Source organism: Actinacidiphila sp. bgisy160 (genome assembly GCF_057707815.1).
Window position 1 is genome coordinate 39,643 of record NZ_JBYIQW010000030.1, and the last position, 20,715, is coordinate 60,357.

At 68.7% G+C, this 20,715-nt stretch carries 20 protein-coding genes and 3 pseudogenes; 7 read left to right on the forward strand and 16 right to left on the reverse strand.

Going from position 1 to position 20,715, the window contains the following annotated elements:
* Positions 1-132: 132 nt before the first annotated feature.
* The gene (locus tag AC3EUJ_RS22860; protein ID WP_431964200.1) at positions 133-2,682 is read right to left on the reverse strand and encodes a heavy metal translocating P-type ATPase; all 2,550 of its coding nucleotides are present in this window, start codon (positions 2,680-2,682) and stop codon (positions 133-135) included.
* A 189-nt stretch (positions 2,683-2,871) separates the two neighbouring features.
* On the opposite strand from AC3EUJ_RS22860, the gene AC3EUJ_RS22865 reads away from it, so the two are divergent.
* On the forward strand, positions 2,872-3,141 hold the full coding sequence (locus tag AC3EUJ_RS22865) for an SHOCT domain-containing protein (RefSeq protein WP_431964202.1): 270 nt from the start codon (positions 2,872-2,874) through the stop codon (positions 3,139-3,141).
* 608 nt (positions 3,142-3,749) lie between these two features.
* Here the strand turns inward: AC3EUJ_RS22865 and AC3EUJ_RS22870 are convergent.
* From AC3EUJ_RS22870 to AC3EUJ_RS22890, 5 genes and pseudogenes are all read right to left on the reverse strand, one after another.
* On the reverse strand, positions 3,750-4,388 hold the full coding sequence (locus AC3EUJ_RS22870) for a DUF305 domain-containing protein (RefSeq protein ID WP_431964204.1): 639 nt from the start codon (positions 4,386-4,388) through the stop codon (positions 3,750-3,752).
* Positions 4,389-4,477: 89 nt separating this feature from the next.
* Positions 4,478-4,879, reverse strand: coding sequence for a DUF6153 family protein (locus AC3EUJ_RS22875; protein ID WP_431964206.1), 402 nt, complete (start codon positions 4,877-4,879; stop codon positions 4,478-4,480).
* Positions 4,876-5,181: pseudogene (locus AC3EUJ_RS22880) on the reverse strand (MmyB family transcriptional regulator); the annotation flags it as partial. The gene AC3EUJ_RS22875 and the pseudogene AC3EUJ_RS22880, both read right to left, overlap by 4 nt.
* A gap of 20 nt (positions 5,182-5,201) precedes the next feature.
* Positions 5,202-5,429, reverse strand: a pseudogene (locus AC3EUJ_RS22885) (aldehyde dehydrogenase family protein); the annotation flags it as partial.
* 278 nt (positions 5,430-5,707) lie between these two features.
* Positions 5,708-6,571: an SDR family oxidoreductase gene (locus tag AC3EUJ_RS22890; protein ID WP_431964208.1), complete on the reverse strand. Its 864-nt coding sequence runs from the start codon at positions 6,569-6,571 to the stop codon at positions 5,708-5,710.
* A 187-nt stretch (positions 6,572-6,758) separates the two neighbouring features.
* Between AC3EUJ_RS22890 and AC3EUJ_RS22895 the strand changes: the two genes are divergently transcribed.
* Positions 6,759-7,649, forward strand: coding sequence for a helix-turn-helix transcriptional regulator (locus tag AC3EUJ_RS22895; RefSeq protein ID WP_431964210.1), 891 nt, complete (start codon positions 6,759-6,761; stop codon positions 7,647-7,649).
* 253 nt (positions 7,650-7,902) lie between these two features.
* Here AC3EUJ_RS22895 and AC3EUJ_RS22900 read toward each other — a convergent pair whose 3' ends face one another.
* Positions 7,903-8,976, reverse strand: coding sequence for an alkene reductase (locus AC3EUJ_RS22900; protein ID WP_431964212.1), 1,074 nt, complete (start codon positions 8,974-8,976; stop codon positions 7,903-7,905).
* A gap of 117 nt (positions 8,977-9,093) precedes the next feature.
* Between AC3EUJ_RS22900 and AC3EUJ_RS22905 the strand changes: the two genes are divergently transcribed.
* Entirely contained in the window at positions 9,094-9,471 is a 378-nt protein-coding gene (locus AC3EUJ_RS22905) for a MerR family transcriptional regulator (RefSeq protein ID WP_431964214.1), read from the forward strand.
* A gap of 410 nt (positions 9,472-9,881) precedes the next feature.
* On the opposite strand, the gene AC3EUJ_RS22910 is transcribed toward AC3EUJ_RS22905, so the two are convergent.
* Positions 9,882-10,550 (reverse strand): hemerythrin domain-containing protein, encoded by a 669-nt coding sequence (locus AC3EUJ_RS22910; protein ID WP_431964216.1) that lies wholly within the window; start codon positions 10,548-10,550, stop codon positions 9,882-9,884.
* Between the two features lie 208 nt (positions 10,551-10,758).
* Complete coding sequence (locus AC3EUJ_RS22915; RefSeq protein WP_431964218.1) at positions 10,759-11,232, reverse strand: nuclear transport factor 2 family protein; 474 nt, start codon at positions 11,230-11,232, stop codon at positions 10,759-10,761.
* Between the two features lie 217 nt (positions 11,233-11,449).
* On the opposite strand from AC3EUJ_RS22915, the gene AC3EUJ_RS22920 reads away from it, so the two are divergent.
* The gene (locus AC3EUJ_RS22920; RefSeq protein ID WP_431964220.1) at positions 11,450-11,926 is read left to right on the forward strand and encodes an RrF2 family transcriptional regulator; all 477 of its coding nucleotides are present in this window, start codon (positions 11,450-11,452) and stop codon (positions 11,924-11,926) included.
* Between the two features lie 51 nt (positions 11,927-11,977).
* Here the strand turns inward: AC3EUJ_RS22920 and AC3EUJ_RS22925 are convergent, their stop codons facing one another.
* From AC3EUJ_RS22925 to AC3EUJ_RS22940, 4 genes are all read right to left on the reverse strand, one after another.
* The gene (locus AC3EUJ_RS22925) at positions 11,978-13,090 is read right to left on the reverse strand and encodes a DNA alkylation repair protein (RefSeq protein WP_431964222.1); all 1,113 of its coding nucleotides are present in this window, start codon (positions 13,088-13,090) and stop codon (positions 11,978-11,980) included.
* Between the two features lie 32 nt (positions 13,091-13,122).
* Positions 13,123-13,551: a hypothetical protein gene (locus tag AC3EUJ_RS22930; protein ID WP_431964224.1), complete on the reverse strand. Its 429-nt coding sequence runs from the start codon at positions 13,549-13,551 to the stop codon at positions 13,123-13,125.
* Positions 13,552-13,589: 38 nt separating this feature from the next.
* A complete protein-coding gene (locus AC3EUJ_RS22935) occupies positions 13,590-14,417 on the reverse strand; it encodes a helix-turn-helix transcriptional regulator (RefSeq protein ID WP_431964225.1) in 828 nt (275 codons plus the stop codon).
* A 283-nt stretch (positions 14,418-14,700) separates the two neighbouring features.
* Positions 14,701-16,116 carry an aldehyde dehydrogenase family protein gene (locus AC3EUJ_RS22940; RefSeq protein WP_431964227.1) on the reverse strand — a complete coding sequence of 472 codons (1,416 nt, stop codon included), beginning with the start codon at positions 16,114-16,116 and terminating at the stop codon, positions 14,701-14,703.
* A gap of 117 nt (positions 16,117-16,233) precedes the next feature.
* Between AC3EUJ_RS22940 and AC3EUJ_RS22945 the strand changes: the two genes are divergently transcribed.
* Both AC3EUJ_RS22945 and AC3EUJ_RS22950 read left to right on the forward strand, forming a co-directional pair.
* A complete protein-coding gene (locus AC3EUJ_RS22945) occupies positions 16,234-16,905 on the forward strand; it encodes a TetR/AcrR family transcriptional regulator (RefSeq protein WP_431964229.1) in 672 nt (223 codons plus the stop codon).
* Positions 16,906-16,979: 74 nt separating this feature from the next.
* Positions 16,980-17,078, forward strand: a pseudogene (locus tag AC3EUJ_RS22950) (IS5/IS1182 family transposase); the annotation flags it as partial.
* Between the two features lie 61 nt (positions 17,079-17,139).
* On the opposite strand, the gene AC3EUJ_RS22955 reads toward AC3EUJ_RS22950, so the two are convergent.
* The 3 genes from AC3EUJ_RS22955 to AC3EUJ_RS22965 all read right to left on the reverse strand — a co-directional run bounded on the left by AC3EUJ_RS22955 (position 17,140) and on the right by AC3EUJ_RS22965 (position 19,544).
* On the reverse strand, positions 17,140-17,397 hold the full coding sequence (locus tag AC3EUJ_RS22955) for a GNAT family N-acetyltransferase (RefSeq protein ID WP_431964231.1): 258 nt from the start codon (positions 17,395-17,397) through the stop codon (positions 17,140-17,142).
* Between the two features lie 54 nt (positions 17,398-17,451).
* Positions 17,452-18,297 carry an MBL fold metallo-hydrolase gene (locus AC3EUJ_RS22960; protein ID WP_431964233.1) on the reverse strand — a complete coding sequence of 282 codons (846 nt, stop codon included), beginning with the start codon at positions 18,295-18,297 and terminating at the stop codon, positions 17,452-17,454.
* Between the two features lie 545 nt (positions 18,298-18,842).
* Entirely contained in the window at positions 18,843-19,544 is a 702-nt protein-coding gene (locus tag AC3EUJ_RS22965) for an SDR family oxidoreductase (RefSeq protein ID WP_431964235.1), read from the reverse strand.
* A gap of 104 nt (positions 19,545-19,648) precedes the next feature.
* Here AC3EUJ_RS22965 and AC3EUJ_RS22970 point away from each other — a divergent pair, with 104 nt between their 5' ends.
* Entirely contained in the window at positions 19,649-20,242 is a 594-nt protein-coding gene (locus AC3EUJ_RS22970) for a TetR/AcrR family transcriptional regulator (RefSeq protein ID WP_431964236.1), read from the forward strand.
* Positions 20,243-20,715 lie beyond the last annotated feature (473 nt).

Sequence of the window (20,715 nt, forward strand, 5' to 3'; positions counted from 1 at the left end):
GGTGACGCAGTTCCTCATGTGGTCATCGAGGAGAGCGAGGGCGACCTCCTGCAGGGTGGGTGGCGGCGCTGCTCTGGGTGAGGACATCGATGCGTAGCGGTCGTCCCCAACCATGCGGGTGATACCGCGGACTTACCCTTCGACCTTGTCAGCCGGGTCCGCTGCGGCTTCGATCCGGGGCTGCACGGCCACTGTGGGCGCGGCTGGCAGTGGGGTGGTGTGCCAGCGGCGCAGGCGGGAGGAGTTGGTGACGACCGACAGCGAGCTGAGGGCCATGGCGGCGGCGGCGATGATCGGGTTGAGGCGGATACCCCACAGCGGGTAGAGCGCGCCCGCGGCGACGGGGATGCCGAAGGCGTTGTAGATCAGGGCGAAGAAGAGGTTCTGCCGGATGTTGCGCATGGTGGCGCGCGAGAGCCGGATCGCGGTGACGACGCCGGTCAGGGAGCCGGAGATGAGGGTGATGTCGGCGGCTTCGATGGCGACGTCGGTGCCGGTGCCGATGGCCAGGCCGACGTCGGCGGCGGCCAGTGCCGGGGCGTCGTTGATGCCGTCGCCGACCATGCCCACGGTGCGGCCTTCGCCCTGCAGACGGCGGATCTCGTCGGCCTTGTGCTCGGGCAGGACCTCGGCCAGCACCCGGGCCACGCCGACCTGGCCGGCGATCGCGGCGGCGGTCCGGGCGTTGTCGCCGGTGATCACGACCACCTCGATGCCGAGGCGGCGGAGCGCGGCGATCGCGGCGGCGGAGTCGTCCTTGACGGTGTCGGCGACCGCCAGCACGCCCGCGGGACGGCCGTCGACAGCGGCCAGCACCGGGGTCTTGCCCTCTGCCGAGAAGCCGGCCGCAACGGCGGACAGATCGCCGGTGTCGATACCGACGTCGCCGAGCAGTCGGGCGGTGCCGACCAGCACGGCGCGGCCGTTCACGGTGGCCTGCACGCCCTTGCCGGTGACCGAGTCGAACCCGGCTGCGGCGGGCGGGGTGAGGCCGTGTTCGCGGGCCCTGGTGACGATCGCGCCTGCGAGCGGGTGCTCGCTGTCGGCCTCGGCGGCGGCCACCAGTTCCAGCAGCGAGTGCTCGTCGAAGCCGTCCATCGGACGGATGTCGGTCAGTACCGGGGTGCCGGCGGTGATGGTGCCGGTCTTGTCCAGCACGATGGTGTCCAGCTTGTGAGCGGTCTCCAGGGCTTCGGCGGAGCGGATGAGGATGCCTGCCTGGGCGCCCTTGCCGGTGCCGACCATGATCGACAGGGGGGTGGCCAGGCCGAGGGCACAGGGGCAGGCGATGATCAGCACCGCGACCGCCGAGACGAGGGCCAGGGTCAATGCCGGTGCGGGGCCGAGGGTGAACCACACCGCGAAGGTGGCGATGGCGATGGCGATGACGACGGGCACGAAGTACGCGGACACCGCGTCGGCGAGGCGCTGGATGGGTGCCTTGGACGCCTGTGCTTGCTGGACGAGCCGGATGATCTGGGCCAGCATCGTGTCGGCCCCCACCTTGTCCGCCCGCACACGCAGGGAGCCGGTGCCGTTGACGGTCGCGCCGATCACGGTGTCCCCGGCCCGCTTGGTCACGGGCATCGGCTCGCCGGTGACCATCGACTCGTCGACGGCCGAGGCTCCGGACAGCACGACGGAGTCGACGGGCACCTTCTCCCCGGGCCGGACGATCACCTCGTCACCGACCGCCACGTCATCGACCGGGATCTCGGTCTCGGTGCCGTCGCGGATCACCCGCGCGGTGCGGGCCCGCAGGCCCAGCAAGGCGTGGATGGCCTCGCCGGTGCCGGCCTTGGCCCGGGCTTCCAGGAGCCTGCCGAGCATGATCAGGGTGAGGATGACGCCGACTGCCTCGTAGTACACCTCGCGCAGCTCACTGGGCAGCAGGCCGGGGGCCACGGTGACCAGAAGGCTGTAGCCGTAGGCGGCGGTGGTGCCCAAGGTGATGAGGCTGTTCATGTCCGCGCTGCGGTGTCGCAGGGTCAGCCAGCCGGTCACGTGGATCGGCCGGCCGGTGTAGACCATCACCGGGGTGATCAGCGCCAGTTGCAGCCAGTGGTTCAGCAGCCACCCGGGAACCCAGTCGGCGCCGAACACCTCGTGCGCCATCACGGCGAACAGCACCGGCACGGTGAGCACCGCGCCGACGGCGACCCGGCGGGTCAGGTCGGTGATCTCCGCCTGCCGCTCGGCGGCGTCCGCGGCCTCCGCCTCGGCCGCCCTGCCCGGCACGACAGTGCCCGGCGGCCCCGCGGCAGCGTGCCCGCCGTCGGGGCCGGTCCGCGCCGGTGCGGCGCTGTCGCCCGGTTCGACCAGGAGCGTGCCGTGGATCATGTTCATTACGCAGGTGAAGTCGTACGAACCGGCTCGCTCGGGGCTGAGCCGCACGGTGGTGCGGGTGTGGGCGGGCAGCCCGGCTCCCACCTTCAGTTCGGGAAAGACCACCCGGGACGTGCATTCGCCCGACTCCTGGCGATCGAAGACCACCTCTACGGGGGTTCCCTGGCGGACCCGGATGACGTCGGGACGGTAGCCGCCCCGCACGGTCACCTCCACCCGCTGTACCCCGTCCTCGATCCGCGCGGAGTGGGCGCGACGCGGCCTGAAGAAGTACCAGCCCAGGGCAGCGATGAGCACGGCCGCGGACAACACGACGGCGAAATCGAGGGCACCCATGACACGCATCCCTCCTGCTCCCCTCCAGCCTGCCTCCGGCTACCCCTACCGGGTAGGGGCTGCCCGGCCGGCCACCGGGGACCGACCGGCCCCAGCGCGCCGCACGGCACGGAGAGAGGGTGGGAAGCGAGGCAACAGGTCGCCCGGCACAGCCGGGCACCCTGCCCGTCCGCCCCGGAGGTGAGGGTGATGATGTTCTGGTACGGCAACGGTGTCGGCGGCTGGGGCTGGTTCGCGATGTCGGTCGGCATGGTCGTGTTCTGGGCGGTGATCATCGGTGTCGGCGTGTTGCTCTACCGCGCCCTCTCCCGCCCTTACGAGCACACCCACACGCCCCCCGCTTCCTCGCCCGAGCAGGTGCTGGCCGACCGGTTCGCCCGCGGCGAGATCGACGAGGAGGAGTACCGGCGGCGCCTGGCGGCGCTGAGCGTCTTCCCGCACTCCACGAAACAGGCATGAGTTCCCCACCTGATCATGTTCCCGGTCCTGGTGTACGTGTACGTCCGGCCGACCCGCAGCGAGGAGGGCGAGGTCGCCAAGAGGTTCGGCAGCCGATCCCCCCACCAGCCGACCACGCGCAGGTGACTGGACGGGGAAGCAGGTCGCAGAAGCGTGGGGCCGGGATTGCGACCTACGGATGGTATGCCGGTAGCCGCACCTGGCCAGGCGGGACCCACCGTCATTCACGTGGGCGGTCTACGGCCTCACCAAAGCTCCGGCACTGCGGCTGATCACGTGCGGAGGTCGGTGCACCAGGGCCGGCGGATACCGCGGCAACGTCATCGCCTCCGCGCGTCCGGACTTCCCTCTCAGGCCGGCGAGACGCGCCGACCACCGCACAGCCCGGCTCAGGCTGCCGGACGACCCGCCATGAGGTTCCGGACCGTCGGCGGGCCGGACTGCGCGGGCGCCGTGCCTTGAGACGGCAGGGGATCATGGCGCCCCTGCTGGGCTATGTGCCGCAAGTGCGGTGGTGAGGCCCGGTGCCGGGCCCGCCCGGTGCTGGTCGGGCAGGGCCCGGTGGGGGGCGGGCGGTCAGGATGCCCGCCCCCTGTCTTTTGACGGGGTCAGCTCTTGCCGAGCAGATCGTTCATCTGCTTGATCTCGGCGGTCTGGGCGGTGATGACGGACGCGGCCAGTTCCGTGGCGGGGCCGTACTGGCCCTTGGACTTCTCGGTGCCGGCCATCTCGATCGCACCCTGGTGGTGGTCGACCATCATGTCCAGGAACATCGCGTCGAACTCGGTGCCCTTGGCCCTGTCGAGCTCGGCCATGTCGTCGGCGCTCATCATGCCGGGCATGCCGGCGGACATGTCGTGGCCCATGCCCGTCATGTCCTCCGGGACGTCCTCGCCCCACGAGGTGAGCCAGCCGGACATGGTGTTGATCTCGGGGTCCTGGGCGGACTTGATCTTCTCCGCGAGGGTCTTCACGTCGGTGGACGAGGCGCGGGTGGCGGCCAGGTCGGCCATCTCGATGGCCTGCCGGTGGTGGGTGATCATTTCCTTGGCGAAGTCGACGTCCGCCGCATTGTGGGCTCCGGCCGATGCGGGGGCGGACGCTGGCGCGGGGGCCGACGGGTCCGAGCCCGCGCCGTGGCCCATGCCGCTCATGCTGTCGCTGCCGCAGGCGGCGAGGACGACGGCTGCGGTGGCGGTGGCGGCGACCAGGGCGGCGCGGCGCAGCGCGGAACGATTGGTGGTCATGCTTTTGGGACTCCCGGGATGTGTGTGTAGGTGCACGCGAAGGTGACGTCGCGGGGCGCTGTGGCTCCGGCGACGCAGCAGCGTGCGGCCTATATCCGTAGGAGTTGGAGTTGGGCGAGGGAGGGCGGTGCCCGGCCGCCGGCGGGCGTACTCGGGGCGGTCAGGGTCGCGTGGTGGAGTTCGGCTGCCAGGCATGCGGGCGCGGCGGCGGGGGCGGTCAGCGTCGGCGACCCGGAAACCGCCGCGGACGCACAGGTGGGATCGGCGTGCTGGGGGTGGCCGTCGCAGCCGTGGTGGGTGTCCGGGCAGTCGCTGTCCTGCGCGGAGGCGGCGGTGCCATGGGCGGCAGCCTGCATCCGGTGGGTGCTCGCCGAAGCAAGCGACGGGCCCAGCGCGTGCATGCCCATCAGTCCGGCCAGCAGCCCGAAAACGAGCAGCACGCGCAGCCGCAGGGGCTGATGCGGCTGCGCGAGCCGGCTGGCACGGGTCATGGGCCCCATCGTAGACATGGGGCGACGGGGTTTCCGCAAAGCGCCCAGGGACATGAGTCACTTGGCCGGACGGCTTGAACCAATGGTCCGGGCTGTGGATGGTGTGTGTGTGTCGGGGTCTGGGCGGCGGTCCAGATGGCGAGCAGGCGCAGGGCATCGGCGGTGGGTGACGCGGGTTCGACGTTGTAGACGCACAGGACCTGGTCGTGGTCGTCGGGTAGGTGGAGGCATTCGTAGCCGAAGTGGAGCTCTCCGACAACGGGGTGGTGGTAGCGCTTGGTGCCATGGGTGCGGAGCATGACGCTGTGGTGGCGTCGCGGAGTACTTCGTCCTCGGTGGTGAAGGTCTGGATCGCAGCGACCGGGCCGAAGATCTCCCCGCGCGTGATCCGCGAGCCGGCGGGGATGTCGGTGAGAACGGTCGGCGGGTAGAAGTAGCCCGGGCCGTCCGGTACCAGGGCCCCGGCCCGTACGCGGGCGCCGACGGCGGCTGCTTCATCGACCAGGTCGGCGACGCGGCGGCGCTGGCGTGCGTCGATCAGCGGACCGAGGTCTGTGGAACGTGGCGCCCCCTGTCACCGGCCGCCACCGGCCGTTGATGAGCACACCCTCTTCTACGTGGCCGATGATGTCGTACGGGGCGCAAGGTCGTGTCCACGGAACTCTTCCTTGTGGATTGATCATGGCAGGGAAGGCGGGCAAGGACCTGTTGCCGGTGTCGCTCCTGTTGCCTGTCAGGGAGGGAGGAAGCGACACCGGCAGCCGGCCTGCCGAGGGGGCAGCAGGCACGCGTCAGCGAGATGACGCGTGCCTGCCTTGGGAAGGGGGGTTAGGCGGTGGCGGGGAAGTCGGTGGCGGGTGCGGTGGCCGCGGTCGCGTCGAGGTTCGCCTGCAGGGCCTGGACCTTGGAGGTGGCGTAGGCGTGGGAGTCGGAGCCGAGGATCTGGCGCAGGGGGCCTTCACCGGCCACGACCCGGTCGATGATCGCGGCAGCGCCCTTGACCGGGTCGCCGAGCTGGCTGCCCTGGAGCTGGAGGTGGTTGTCCACCATCTCGCGGATGCCCGGGTAGTGGTCCGTGGTGGCGGCCGGCAGCGCGAGGGAGTCCGGGGTGAGGAAGTCGGTGCGGAAGTAGCCGGGCTCGACGATGGTCACGTTGATCCCGAAGTCCGCGACCTCGGCGGCCAGGGCCTCGCTCAGACCCTCCAGCGCGTACTTGCCCGCGCAGTACAGCGCCCAGCCCGGAACGGAGACCAGACCCAGGACCGACGACACGTTGACCACGTGGCCCGCGCGCTGCTCACGCAGGATCGGCAGCGTGGCACGCAGCACGTTCCACACGCCGGTGACCTGTACATCGAGCATGTCCCGCACGTCGCGGCCGGTGGTCTCCTCCACCGCGGCCAGGAACCCGTAGCCCGCGTTGTTCACCACCACGTCCAGACCACCGAAGCGCTCAGTGGTCCTCGCCACGGCCTGCTTCACCTGCGCCTCGTCACGCAGATCGACCGTGAGCGGGAGGAGGCGCGAGGTGTCCACACCGTGACCGAGCGCCGCGAGCAGCCGCTCGGACGAACGCGTCGTCGCCGCGACACTGTCGCCGCGCTCCAGCAACTGCCGGACCAGGTGCAGCCCGAGGCCACGAGAAGTACCGGTCACGAACCAGTTCGCGGGTCGGCCAGTCGGAAAAGCCATGATCGTTCCTTACCTCATATCAGGCGCTGGGGACCGTCCCGAGCGGTCCTCGGTCCGGCATGCATCCAGCGTGGTTCACCGCACCACGCCATGGAGGCGCATATCGCGCCCTGTGAGGCCACGGACAAAGCAACCTAGGACTCACAGGGCCAGCCAGAAACGCCCGCTATCGGGGACACTGATGTGTGTGGCTGAGATGAACCGTGAACTGGCTGATTTCCTGAGACGAGCCCGCAGCCAGGGTGATCCGTCACGGGCAGGGCTTCCCCCGGACGGTCGTGTCCGCCGGGTGCCGGGCCTGCGCCGGGAGGAAGTTGCCCTCTTGGCTGGAGTGTCGACCGACTACTACGCCCGTCTCGAACAGGGGCGCCCCATCACCCCCTCGCCTGCCGTCGTCGATGCGATCGGCCGTGCCCTGGGACTGGACGCTGCGGGGCGTGCACACCTGCGAGACCTCACGGGGGTGATCGCAGCGCCGACGCGGCGCCGCGCCCGCGGCGTCCAGCGGGTCCGCCCCGGCCTGTTCCAGCTCATCGATGCCCTCGACAGCGAACCGGCTCTCGTCCTGGGCCGCCGCACCGACATCCTCGCCGCCAACCGCATGGCCAAGGCACTGTTCGCGGATTTCGAGCAACTACCGCCCAGGGAGCGCAACTACGCACGGTGGATGTTCCTCGACGCCGACGCCCGCTCCTTGTTCGTCGACTGGGAGGACCAAGCACGGGCAGCAGTCGAGAGCCTGCGACTCGATGTGGGCCGCGACCCGGACGACCGGGAAACGGCCGCGCTCGTCACGGACTTGCGTGAAAGCAGTCCCGACTTCGACCGGTGGTGGGAACAGCACCGTGTCCACCAGCGCACCCACGGCTCGAAGCGCCTCTGCCACCCTGTGGTCGGCGAGCTGACCGTCGAATACGAAACGCTGGCTCTGCCTGGCGACCCCGACACGACTCTGTTCGTCTATACCGCCGAGGCGGGATCACCATCGAAACGCGCATTGGACCTCCTTGCGAGCTGGACCCTCACTGGCTCCGTCGCCGAAACGGAGCGCCGAAGCCGGTCCAACCCCGCCCTTTGAGGACGCGAAGGCCTTGCCGACGCCATCACGCGTCGGCAAGGCCTCGGGCCCAAACCAGAGTCGCAGCAGGTCAGCGAAACCCTTGACACGGGTCATGTCTCAACGGCGACACGGTTGGACGCCCCAACAGGTCCTGGACTCAGCACCGGTCCCCCGGCTTGTCGCCGTCCGAGGGGCCATCTCACCATCGAAGGCAGCGGGGGCCGCCGGCCGACGGCTGATTCTGGCTCCTGGACGTCGCAAGCGGATCGGGTCAAGCAGTGTGCTGATAAGCCGGGTAGGTCAGGTAACCCTCGTCACCGCCCTGGTAGTAGGTGGCCTCGTCGACGGGAGCGATCGGAAGCCCGGTGCGCAGTCGCTCGACCAGGTCGGGGTTGGCAATGAACGCGCGGCCGAAGCTGACGAGGTCGGCTCCCAGCCCGAGCCAGTGGTCAGCCTCGGCGCGACCAGTCTGCTTGGGGCCCATCGGAAGCACCGGGTTCATGATGAGGGTGCCCGGCCACGCTCGGCGCAGACCGACCAGCACTTCTTCCTCGGTGGTGGCCTCGAGATGGACGTAAGCCACCCCAAGGTGGGCCAGCTCGGCCAGCAGTGCGGTGTAGAGCTCGGGAACATCAGCCTCCTTCACTCCCCAGAACGTCCCGCCCGGGGAGAGGCGGATGCCGGTCCTGGCCTTGCCAACGGCCTCGACAGTCGCCGACACCGCCTCGACGGCGAACCGGATCCGGTTGGCGATCGAACCTCCGTAGCGGTCCGTGCGCAGATTGGCGTTCGACGAGAGGAATTGCGAGATCAGGTAGCCATTGGCGCCGTGCAACTCGACCCCGTCGAAGCCGGCGTCGATGGCCCGGCGGGCAGCCTGGGCGTACGCATGGGCGTGGTCGGGCACTTCGGTGGTGTCAAGGGCGCGCGGTGTCGGCGCGGGCTGCGGGCCGGTCGGGGTGAACACCTCGCCGACGGCAGGAACAGCCGAGGGCCCGATGGGCTGCGTACCGGTGGTGTCGGGATGCGAGACCCGTCCGCCGTGCATGAGCTGGGCAAAGATCCGGCCGCCATTGGTGTGCACGGCGTCAGTCACCAAACGCCAAGCAGCGACCTGCTCATCGGTGTGCAGCCCCGGTGTGCCCGGGTTGGACTGCCCGATCAGGCTCGGCTGCACTCCCTCGGTCACGATCAACCCTGCCGTTGCCCGCTGCGCGTAGTAAGTCGCCATCGACGGCGTGGCCAGACCGCCGGCGGCGGCCCGGACCCGTGTCATCGGGGCCATCACCACCCTGTTGGGCAGGGTCAGTTCACCGAGGCGGTGATTGCTGAAAAGCATCGTCATGTCAGGACTCCAACGCGATCCGTACACTGCCCGGTTCTCGGGCACGGCAGCTACGCTAAAACCTCACATGGATGTCAGATGCAAGCCCTGTGCCACAGGTCACAGCTAGGAGGAAACGTGCGTATCGGAGACCTCGCGTCACGGACCGGAGTCAGCGTCCGGTCCCTGCGCTACTACGAGGAGCAGGGGCTGATCACCAGCACCCGCAGCGCGGGCGGGCAGCGGCATTACACGGACGGGGAGGTCGAGCGGGTCGCGTTCATCCAGCGGTTGTACGCGGCAGGGCTGTCCAGTCGCACCATTACGGAACTGCTGCCCTGCGTCGATTCCCCCAGTGAGGAGCACTCCGAAGCCGCGATGCATCGGATGGCGCACGAGCGCGAACGGCTCTCCGACCACATCGCCGACCTCATACAAACCCGGGACGCACTCGATGCGTTGATGGACGCGGCCCGCGCGGATCGGGAGACTCTGCGCACCTCACAGGCCAGCTGATCCAGGGCCTTGACCAAGTTCCTCAGCTTGTTGTTCAACCTCGCTGGGTCACCCGACCTGCTGATCTTGGTTCCTTCCTGAGACGGCAGGACGGCCGTTCTTCACGCTTCGAAGTGTCGGGCAAGGTCGCGTGCAGGCACGGCCGCTGGTGAAGAGTCTCGCTCCTGCAGCTCTCGTAGACGCCGCGCTGAGCGCATTGTCCCGCTTTCCTGTCCACCAGGATCACAAAACCGCAGGCCAGCCCCACGCGACGAGCCCAGGAAGACCGTGAAACGAGTCGAAGACCTCACCGAACAAGGCGCTCACGCTTCCGTTGCAGCAACGGCCTCACCGGGGCGCCAAGTTCTGCGTGACATGGGGGCGAACCCTGCTTGGCCGCCGGCCACTTGTCCGGTCCCGTGCCGATGGCTTCAGAAGCCGTCCGGCCCGTAGACCTTCCGTGCGTGCGAGGCGAAGGCGCGCGGTCCCAGCACGGGCATGATGATGCGTGGCACCAGAGGGGCGGTGGACAGCATCAAGGTGACGACGGCAGGCTCTGCGAGGGAGGCCAGCATGCCGAAAATGATGGGCAGCTTCTTCTTGGGAAGTCCGTTGATCGCGTGATCGCCCAGTTCGTGCCACTCGGCCGCGGTCACGTACTGGTCGACGATGGGCAGCACCTCTGCCTCTTCCACGGCCAGGTGCTCCGTCAGCGCCTCGGCGAGCGCCCGAAGGGCCCTGGCGAGTTCGTCACGGTCGGATGCGCCGGCGTTCCTCCGCCACCGCGCCAGCGAGGATGAGCACTCGGCGAGCAAGCCGTCGATCTGCTCGTGGTGCTTGTCCATGAGCTCCAGGGCAGGGAACAGATCATGCGGAGCCCGTGCTGCGAGCTTCGGCCACAGCAGGACGTCCTCGCCCTTGTGGTGCAGGTGCAGGAACTCCTCGATCATCTGGATGTGGTCCGCCACAACGGCGGCGCGGGCTGTGTCGCCGGGCGTGACGGTGAGGACGAGGCCGGGCATCCTGCCGTAGGCCCTGCGGAACGCCTCATGGACGACGAGCATGTCGCGGATGTCAGCGCGGTCGTGCTGATTGGTCACAGTTCTCCTTCGGTCGGTGAGCGGTGTCCGTCCGGTCCCGCCGTGGGTCGACGAGCGGGCAGGTGGCGGTGGTGTCCCCATCGCAGGGCGCGGGTGGACCCGTGGCCGGCTGGTGAATGGCGAACCGGCAGCGGACCGGCTCGGGCCCTGGTTCGGCGCTGCCCCTTCGCGGCCGCTGTGCGGGTACCGGGGGCGGGCCGGGGGGTGATCAGAAGACGTAGGGGATGTCGTGGATGACGTCCTGGTGGCGGATGCGCCACGCCCCGTCGGTCCGGCGGAAGGTGAAGCGGTAGTACCCGGACTCGATCGGCTTGATGGTGCCCTGGGCGCCGAAGGTGCCGGCGGGCCACCCGCCCTCGGGCTTCTTGGTTCCGACCACGTCGAAGGTGATGAACTGGGTTTCGATGCCGGCGTCGTCGCCGTCGATGGAGACCAGGTGGTCGTAGGTGGTGTGGTGGCTCCAGCCCAGGGGCGGGTGCGGCGCCATGGCCGTGGACATGGCCTCGGCGATCTGCGCTCCTCCGGAGAGGGTTCCCAGCAGTTCCATCCCGTCGGGGCCGCGGTAGTGGATCTCGACGACTGCTTCGGCCTCGTAGAGCTTTGCCAGCGCCTCGCCATCGCGCGAGTCCGCGGCCCGGGTGTAGCGGGAAACGATCTCCCTGAGCTCGCTCTCGGTGTTCATGGTGTTCTCCGGTTCCCTGCGTGTGGGGGGTCTGGGGTTTCCGCGGCGGATGGCCGCCGGGCTGCTCGCGTGCCGGGCCCTGACGCAGGTGGCTGCCAGGGCAACGCAATATGCATGCATGAAAAGTACATATTCTCAGGCGGAAGTGCAACTTTGACAGTTGCTAATATGGGTGGGCCGGGAACCGCCCGGCCCAAGCGGTGGAAGGAAGGTGGCCATGCTGGACGTGAGGTTCTCCAGTGCGCTGAAGGCCATGCTCCTACTGGGTCATGCCGAGGAGGAGGGCAGTCCCGTCCTCAGCTCGACCCAGCTCGCCAGGAGCCTGGACACCAACCCGAGCCTGGTGCGCAAGCTGATGGTCCCGCTGGTCCGGGACGGTCTCGTCGCGTCCATCAAGGGACGCAGCGGGGGTGTTCGCCTCGGCCGGCCCGCGGACCGGATCACGCTGGAAGAGATCTACCGCTCGTCCATGGGTGACAAGCCGCTGTGGGCCCCCCGGCCGGAGGGGCCGCGGGAGTGCCTGGTCACCAACCACTCCGCCGAGTACTTCGTCAGGCTCACCGACGAGACCGAGGCGGCCGTCCTGGGCGCGCTGGCAGGCCGTACCCTGGCCGACAGCCTCGACGAACTGCGCGCCATCGACCGGGCTGAGGGGGCCCTCGCATCACGCACCCGTGACGGGCGACCCGTCTGACGGCGACCCCCGGCCGGGGACGGGGCGCAGCGGTCCCTCACCAGCGGCACATCACTGAGGGGCCGGGGATTCGAGCTCGAAGACGGCAGGCGCCGACGCCACGCCGTTGACCTGCAGCGCGACGGCGTGCGGGCCTGGATGGTAGCGGCGGGTGGTGATCGGCCGGAAGGAGTGTTCGCGACTGACCCCCATCGTCTCGCCGGGGGCAAGGGTGCGGGTGGTGAGCTTGAACGTCTTTGCGGTCTGCGAGCCGTTGGCCCTGTGGTGGTGGACCACGTAGTCGATCGCCAGCCGGGCCTTGGCGGCGCCGACGTTGCGGATGGTGGCGGTGAAGCGGACGTTTCCGTCGAACGGCACCGTGGTGCGGTCGAGTACGGGGCCGTCGATCTCCAGTGTCGCCGGAGCGAAGCCGAGCAGGTCCAGGGCGCCGGGGTGACCGCGTTTGACGAGGGTACGCATTCCGTGGCGCACGAGCCGTCCAGTGGCGGGGGCCGGGGCGGTGAGCCAGCGTCGAGCGGTCGTGACGGCAAGGTCGGCGTGGTCACGGCTGACGTCGTTGAGGTGGTTGGCGACTGACCTGCGGACGTACTCGCTCTCGTCACCATAGAGGGCGTCGAGGACAGCCACGGTCGCGCCGGGGCGGGTGATGAGCTCCGGAACCCGGATTGACCAGGGAAGGTAGGGCCGGGTGCCCTCCGAGGCGAGGCGGCGCACATCGGGGTCCGGCGATCTCGTCCACTGGGCGATGATCCCAAGGGCGCGGTCGAGGTCGTGTCGCAGCAGGGTACGCAGGGCGAATTCAGAAGTCAGCCGCCCGGTGAGGTCGGTCAGGAGCTCCATCGCGTCATCGAAGGCATCGTCGCCGTGTTCGGCGACGGCCTTGGTGGCGATGGCGCTGGTGACCGGCCAGATCAGCCACCCCCTGAACACGGGGGCGCCGTCCTGTGCGGCGCGCACGACTCGCGCCAGCTCGGCATAGCCCCCAGGCACATCCGCGAGCAGGGCGTTTGTGAGCAGATCGGCCCGTTCGCGCAGCCTGAGGGGCCCGAGCTGCTGAGCGGCCGCCCGCAGCGAGGCGAGTTCCGCGCCCGGGAGCACGGCGTGGATGGCACGGGTCAGGGACTGTGCGGTGTAGCCGTTGATGAGTTCGTCGGCGAAGGGCATGGTCGTCTCCTCCAGCGTGTCGGCAGGGCAGGTCACTCGACGTGCTGCAGCACGGTGGTGAACTGCCAGTCGACACTGCTGTGGTCGATCGCTTCGTGAACCGGCGAGCCGCCCATCTCTCCGGTGATTCCCGCAGCTCCTGAGCGGGCGTGCTTGATGCTGTCATAGGAGACGATGTCCAAGATCGTGCCGTCGCCGCGCAGGACAATGCGGCGCCACCGGAACCCCGGCTGGCGCTTCAGGTACTCGTTGATGTCCGCGTTGGCCGCGACGAAGTCCTCCGGCGTGAGGCCGGGCGCGGGCCTGAGCGCGGTCACTTCCAGGATCTCGGTCATGATGGGGATCGCCCTTCTCCGATGGTGGCTGATCATGGCCGGCCGGGTATCCCCCGCCGGCGTCCCCATCAGCGTGAAGGACGGATCGCCGGGCAGGAAGGCAGCGTCTTTCTGGGTGTGGGGCACCTAGGAAGCGGCCGAGGATCCGGCAAGGCCACTGAGGATCAGGCCGGGCCGGCCCCGCAGGCCAGGTACACCACAGCCTCCTCGCTTCGGCTCCCGGGCTCGGGCGTGCCGACGAGCAGCAGTTGCCCCGGGGCGTCGACCACGTCGAAGGTCTGGTAGGTCAGCTCGATGCGCCCCACCTCGGGGTGAACGAACACCTTGAAGGCCCGGGGCAGGCTTCCCACGCTGTGCTCCTCCCACAGCGTGCGGAACTCCGGCGAGGTCTTCGCAAGCTCGTCGACAAGGTCGCTGATGCCCGCGTCGCCGGGGAACCGTCCGGCGTTCAGGCGCAGCGCGTGAACGGTGCTGCGCTGCAGCAGTTGCCAGTCGGTGAACACCGTCTTGGCCTGGGGGTGGGTGAACAGGACACGCGGCATGTTCCGCTCCACCCCGAAGGGCGACAGCAGCGCATCGGCGACGAGGTTGGTGGCCAGCACGTCGAAGGCGGGACCGAGCACGTAGGCGGCCGCTTGCGGGAACGCTTCCAGCAGCCGCAGGAGGGACGGGTGGACAAGATCGCGTGGGCTGTCCGGCGCGAGCCGGGGATTCAGTCCCGCCAGCCGGTGCAGATGCTCGCGTGCATCGGGCGCGAGACGAAGCGCACGCCCGATGGCAGCGATCACCTGCGCGGACGGATTGCGCTCACGCCCCTGCTCCAGGCGTGCGTAGTAGTCCGCGCTGACGCCCGCGAGTACGGCGACCTCTTCACGTCGAAGGCCGCGGACGCGTCGCCCCGACACGCCGCCGACCAGTCCGGCATCCGCCGGCCCCACTCGTGCGCGACTCGCGCGGAGAAAGGCGCCGAGTTCGTTGTCGCGCATCTGCATGACCTCGATGCTAGCGGGGTGCTCGTCGGGTTCACGTTTCGGTGAACGGGTCCGTCAATCGGGTGACCATGCGCACTGTCCTGTCCCTCCTCGCAGCACGTGCCTGAAGCCACACGATGGCGGCGGCCGTCAGCGCGGGCGTCACGGCCCGCCGACACGGCCGGCGGCGAACAATACTGCGGGAGGGACAGGAGCCAGTGACCTGTGGTCTCGCCTATGAGACGCTCGGACTACCCGTCGTAGCGTCTGCCGGCAGCAGTGGGCTTCCCGAAACGACGATGCGTCACGGCGTGAAGACGGCCTGCTCCTCCAAGAAGGCGCTCATGCCCCAGGTCGCGAATTCACGACCGATTCCCGACTGCTTGAAGCCGCCGAAGGGCGCCTCTCGTGAGTCGACGATCTCGTTGATCATGACGCGGCCAGCCCTGATCCGGCGCGCGAGGCGCTCACCACGAGCCACGTCACCCGTGGCGATGTATGCGTGCAGGCCATACGGAGTGTCGTTCGCGAGGGCAGCGGCCTGGTCATCGTCCTCGTAAACGATCACCGACAGAACGGGGCCGAATATTTCCTCGCGTGCGACGGTCTGGTCGTTGGTCACCGCCAGCAAAGTCGGCCGTACGTAGTTGCCGTGGTCCAGCCCGTCGGGGTGGCCCAGGCCACCGGCCAGCAACTCGCCGCCTTCGTTGAGGCCGGTCTGTATGTAGGCCTGAATGCGGTCGTACTGCGCGCGATCCAGGACAGGGCCGATGACTGTGTCTGCTTCGCGCGGGTCGCCGACCTTCAGCGCCGACACCGCTTCCGCCAGTGCCGCCTTGACCTCGTTCTCACGGCTGCGCGGCACGAGGATACGGGTACCGGCGATGCAAGCCTGCCCGTTGTTGAACAGCCCGGCCTGTACAGCGAAGGGCACGGCCAGCGTCAGGTCGGCGTCGTCGAGGATCACCGTGGGGGACTTACCGCCCAGCTCCAAAGTGACCCGCTTCATGGTGTCCACGGCGTTGTGCGCGATGATCTTGCCGGTCGCGGTGGAGCCCGTCACGGAAACCTTGGCCACATCAGGGTGCCCGGTCAGCGTATCGCCCACAGGGTTGCCCTTGCCGAAGACGACGTTTACGACGCCGGCGGGCAGGCCGGCGTCAGCAATCGCGTCGAGGACGGGCTGGGCCTGCCAGATGCCGCGCTCACTGGGCTTGATCACTACGGTGCAGCCGGCCGCCAGTGCGGCGCTGGCCTTCATCGCGATGAACCAGCTGGCGCCGTTCCACGGAGTGATCAGTACAGCCACGCCGGCCGGCACCTTGTGGATGGTGGCCTGTCCCACACGCTGAACGAACGTCTCCTCTGTGAGGAGCTGCTCGGCATCGAGGAACCAGTCCCGGGACTGGTCGACGATGTAGGCGGCGGTGGCTGCGGTGGTACCGAACTCCTCGATCAGCGCAGAGATCATGGCCTCGCGGTGCCTGGTGAAGGAGTCCGCGAGCTTGCGCAGATGGTCACGGCGCTCGCCCGGGGTGGTGGCCGACCAGCTGGGTAGTGCCTCCCTGGCGGCGCGGACGGCCTCTTCGGCGTCGGTGGCGTCTCCCAGCACCCCCTCCGCAATCAGTTCGCCGCTGATGGCACTGGTGATGGGGTACGTATCGGTACCGCGGGCCGACACGATCCGGCCGTTGATGTAGTGGCGGTTGAGCGTGTTCATCGTTGGTCTTCCTTTGCGGGGCACGGGACAGCGACTCTTAACGCAATCTAGGTGCGTTACGTGCACGCTACCATCATCCGGAGGATTAACGCATCACGAGTGCGTTATATTGTGGGCATGCACACTCGTGCTCGATCCGCAGAGGCCAAGCTCCGCCGAACCGAAGACCTGCTCGACGCCGCCCGCACTCTCGCACTCGAGCGCGGCGGCGTACGGCATGTGACACTCTCGGCCGTCACGCAGGCTTCCGGCCTGCACCCATCGGCGGTGCGCCGCTACTTCGACAGCAAGGAAGAATTGCTTCTCGAGCTCGCCGAACGCGGGTGGGACGATTGGGCCCGCACCATGTCCAGCCGGCTACAGGGGGCGCGCGACCTCACACCTGCCGAATCCGCCGCCGCCGTAGCCCACACACTCGCCGCGCAGCCGCTCTTCTGTGACCTGCTCACTCACGTTCCGCTGAGCCTTGAAGGCGAGGTCAGCCTCGAACGAGCCCGCCGTTTCAAGACTCGTTCCTTCTCCGCGTACGACTTGATCACGGACTCCATCACCACTTCGGGCACCCTCACCATCAACCAAGCTCAAGACCTGGTTGCCGCCGCACTCGGGCTGGCCGCAAACCTCTGGCAGGTCTCCCATCCCACCCCCACCCTGGCCAAGCTCTACGCGCAGAATCCCCGCTGGGGCCACGCTGCCCTCGACTTCGAGCCACGCCTGACTCGACTGCTCCAGTCGGTCGCCGTGGGACTCACCACGCTGAGTCGATCAGCCAGGACCGACCGGCAATAGGGAGCCGCTTCCACGCGATGGGGGTGGGGTGGATGCGGCGCGGGCACGGGTCAGGTGATCACGGAGGTCTCTGTATCGTGGACTCCCACCTCTACCTCGCCCTCACTCTCGTCACTGTCCGCATGCTGGCCCGCCAGGCAACGAGCCGCTACCGCTGGGACGGCCGCCCATCACTCGCGCCTCAAGTGATCCACCATCCGGTCTCATACGGGCCTTCGTACAAGGAGACACGTCCTACCAGTTGGCGGGAACCGCCGGTCCCCGGGCGATCAGGACGTCGGCTTCGTGGTGCCAGCCGAGGCAGGAATAGAGGAGTTGGCCTTCCTGACTGGCGATGAGAAGACCGGTACGGGCGCCCTGGGACACGGCGGCCTCCGCCAGAGCGCTCATCGCGGCGCGGCCCAGGCCGCGCCGGCGGTGCGCCGCGTCCGTCTCGATGCGATCGGCGATCGCATCGGCGCCGACCACGGCGATGGTGCCGCGCGCGGCCACCGCTCCGGAGGGACCGCGCGCGCCAGCTGCGGATGATCACTGACCGCGTGGAAGTCAGGAGTAGAGCGCGACGGCTCCGCCCCACAGAGCGCCCGGATTCAGGCGCTCGGGGAACCGCGCCAACATCGCTTTGAAGAAGTCGAGAGCGCTGCCGTGCTGGAGAAGCAGTTCGTCGACGGCCTCGAGGTACCGGCGGGTTTCACTGATGGTACGGGTGGCGTCGTCATCGAGCTCCTTGTTCTTGTGTCCGGCGACGATCCAGCGAGGCCTGAGGTCTTCGACGATTCCGATGGCACGGCGCCACGCGTCCAGGCCGCCGTGCCCGGCCTCGACCAGGAATTGGTGCACGCCGTTGTAGATCACGTCACCGGCGACCACGAGCTCGAGGTCAGGGACATGCAGGACGCTGGTGTCGTCGGTGTCGCTGTGACCGACTTCGGTGATCAGCAGTTCATGATCTTCGAGCGTGAACCGGTTGTCGGGCACGGTGACGGCCGTGACCGGGGTGTCCGGGATCTGACCGGGGAAGAACGTGTCCCAGAAGCCGGCACGAATCGACACGTTGTGGTGCATCTGCTTGATCGTGCCCGTCGTCGCAACAACCTGGGCGCCGAATCGCTCGGACAGGACACCGGCAGTGAACCAGTGGTCGCCGTGACCATGTGTGGCGAAAATGTGGGTCAGGTTCTTGCCGCTGGCCTCGATCCATTCACCGACGGCCTGGGCCTGAGCGGACGTCAGGGGCGGGTCGACGAGCACGGCGTCACGCTCGCCGTAGACAAGCGTGGTGGACAGGGGCGAGAACATCCGGCGGTCGCCGTTGGGGACGAGCGCGGGCACACTCAGCCGGATCGGGTCGGCGATGAAGACCTCATACGCGAGGGCGCTGTTTGGGGACATGACACTTCCTTTTGTTCACGGCGATCTGTGGATCAGGGGTGGGCGGCCACGGGGAGGGATGAATACGACGGCGAACAACTCTGCCGGGCGGCATGGCCCAGCCCCTAAGCTGCCGGTCGAGATATTGAGTGGTTTCGGTGCGTCATCGGACACGGCGGAGAGCAACAAGAGCCACGGCGCTCCCCTGAATGACGCAAAGAGCCGCACGTCGTAGGCGCTCGCCCCGCTGCACGGAGACCGAACCACCAGGAGTCCGATGTGGTTCTCAAAGGGTGGTCCGGCGCGGCGCCGACTGCTTGGGCGCAAGCGAGCCGGACGGCCAGGGCGCACGTGGTACGGCCGGCTCGATCTCACCCAGTGTGTACGTGACAGACCTACGAGTCCCCACGTTCCTCATGTGCTCCCCCTCAGTTTCGACAGCTTCTGACGGAGCACGTCGAGGTCGGGGGTAGGCGGCGGAACAATCGGCACTACTTGGGACGGCTGCCGTGCGTCCCGAGCAAGCTCATCGCGGTGCCCCACGACGTCGCGGCGGGGCGCGTTGGTCAGCCGGCCAGTTGCGGGTAGAGGGCGGCGAGGTCGGCTGACAGACCCGCCTTGACCTGACGGGAGAGGTCGTCGGCCAGCACCTCGTAGGCGTCGGATTCGATCCCGTCCAGCGCCTGCTCCGCGACGCTCTGCGGCGACGCCTTCGGCGCGTCGATGTGAGCAGCCAAGTCGGTGTCCACGTACCCGACATGCAGCCCGGTGACATTGACGCCGCGCGGCTTCAGCTCCAGGCGGAGCGAGTTGGTCTGCGACCACAGTGCCGCCTTGGAGGCGCTGTAGGAGCCGGAGAGCGCGACCCAGGACAGGACCGAGTGCACGTTGAGCAGGTGGCCGCCGCCGTTGGCCTCGATGATCGGGGCGAAGGCCCGGATCATCCGCAGGGGGCCGTAGAAGTTGGTGTCGAACTCACGGCGGACGTCGTCCACCGGTGAGGTCAGGAACGAGGCCGCCACGGCCCCCGCGGCGTTGTTGATCAGGATGGTGACGTCCTGCGCCTGCTCCGCGGCGGCGGCCACCGAGTCGGGGTCGGTGACCTCCAGGGCGAGTGCGACCGCGCCGGGGTGGGTGACGGTGCGCGGGTCTCGGGCGGTGGCGTAGACCTTCTTGGCCCCTCGGGCGTACAAGGACTCGACCAGGGCCCGGCCGATGCCTCGGCTGCCTCCGGTGACAAGGACGGTCGAACCTGCGATGGCGGTCATGAATCCACTCCCAGCGTGACGACCCGACGGCGGAAACCGATCGGTTTCCAGCACTGTAAACCGATCGGTTTCCATTCGGCAACACAAGGCGTAGGCTCTCTTCCATGACTTCCCGCACACCCGCCCCGACCGCCGCCACCGCCACGGCTCCGACTCGCGAGCGACTCCTCGACGCCGCGGCCGCGCTCTTCTACCGGCAAGGCGTCAACATCGGCATCGAGGCACTGTGCCGAGCGGCCGGAGTCTCCAAGCGGTCGATGTACCAGCTCTTCACCAGCAAGGACGACGTCCTGGCGGCAAGCCTGGACCGCGCCGGCTCCCGCTACCTCAGCCGGCTGCTCCCCGCCCCCGAGGCCGACCTGCCACCACGCGATCGCATCATGCACGTCTTCCATCACCTCGAGTCGCTGTCCGCGTCACCGGAGTACCTAGGCTGCCCCTTCCTGGCGACCGCCTTCGAGCTCAAGAACCCCGAGCACCCCGCCAGCGTGGTCGCCCGACGCTACAAGGACGCCCTCACCGGCTTCTTCCGCGAACAGGCCCATCGGGGCGGAGCGCACAACGCCGATCAGCTCGCCCACCAGCTCACCGTCGTCTTCGACGGATCCAGCGCCCGCGCCATGACCCAAGGCAACAGCCTGGACGGCCTGGCCACGGCCACCGCCACCGCCCTGCTGGACAGGGCAGGAATGCCCTGACAGCTCAGCACCGCCGAACCGCGAAGGCCCGGGCCCCCCGGCACAGTCCTTACATTTCAGTGGTCCACGCGGCCCGAGAAGAGGCCCTGCACGGATGGCGGGAACGCGGACACACCTACAGGCCCGGACAATCACGAATCCCCCCGGGCCGGCAACCGAGACGCCACCCTCAGCCCTACCCCGCATTCCCACACTTGTGCGAACTGTGCGGGATGCAGGCTGGAACCGGCGTAGCGGAACCAGGCGCCGCAGATACGTCCGTCGCCGGCGCCCGGGCCGGCGGCTCACCCATGCTGCGGCGCGGGCGGGCCGTCGGCAGTACCCGCTACGCTCGCAGTCCCATGGCCCATTCGTTGACGACGGTGAGGGCTCCGGTTTCGGGAGCCGTCCTCAGCCGCTCGATGTGCCGTGTCCGGTCCCGGATCCAGGGCACCTCCTCGAGGGCGAGTTGCCGCTCGAATTCAGCCTGGTGC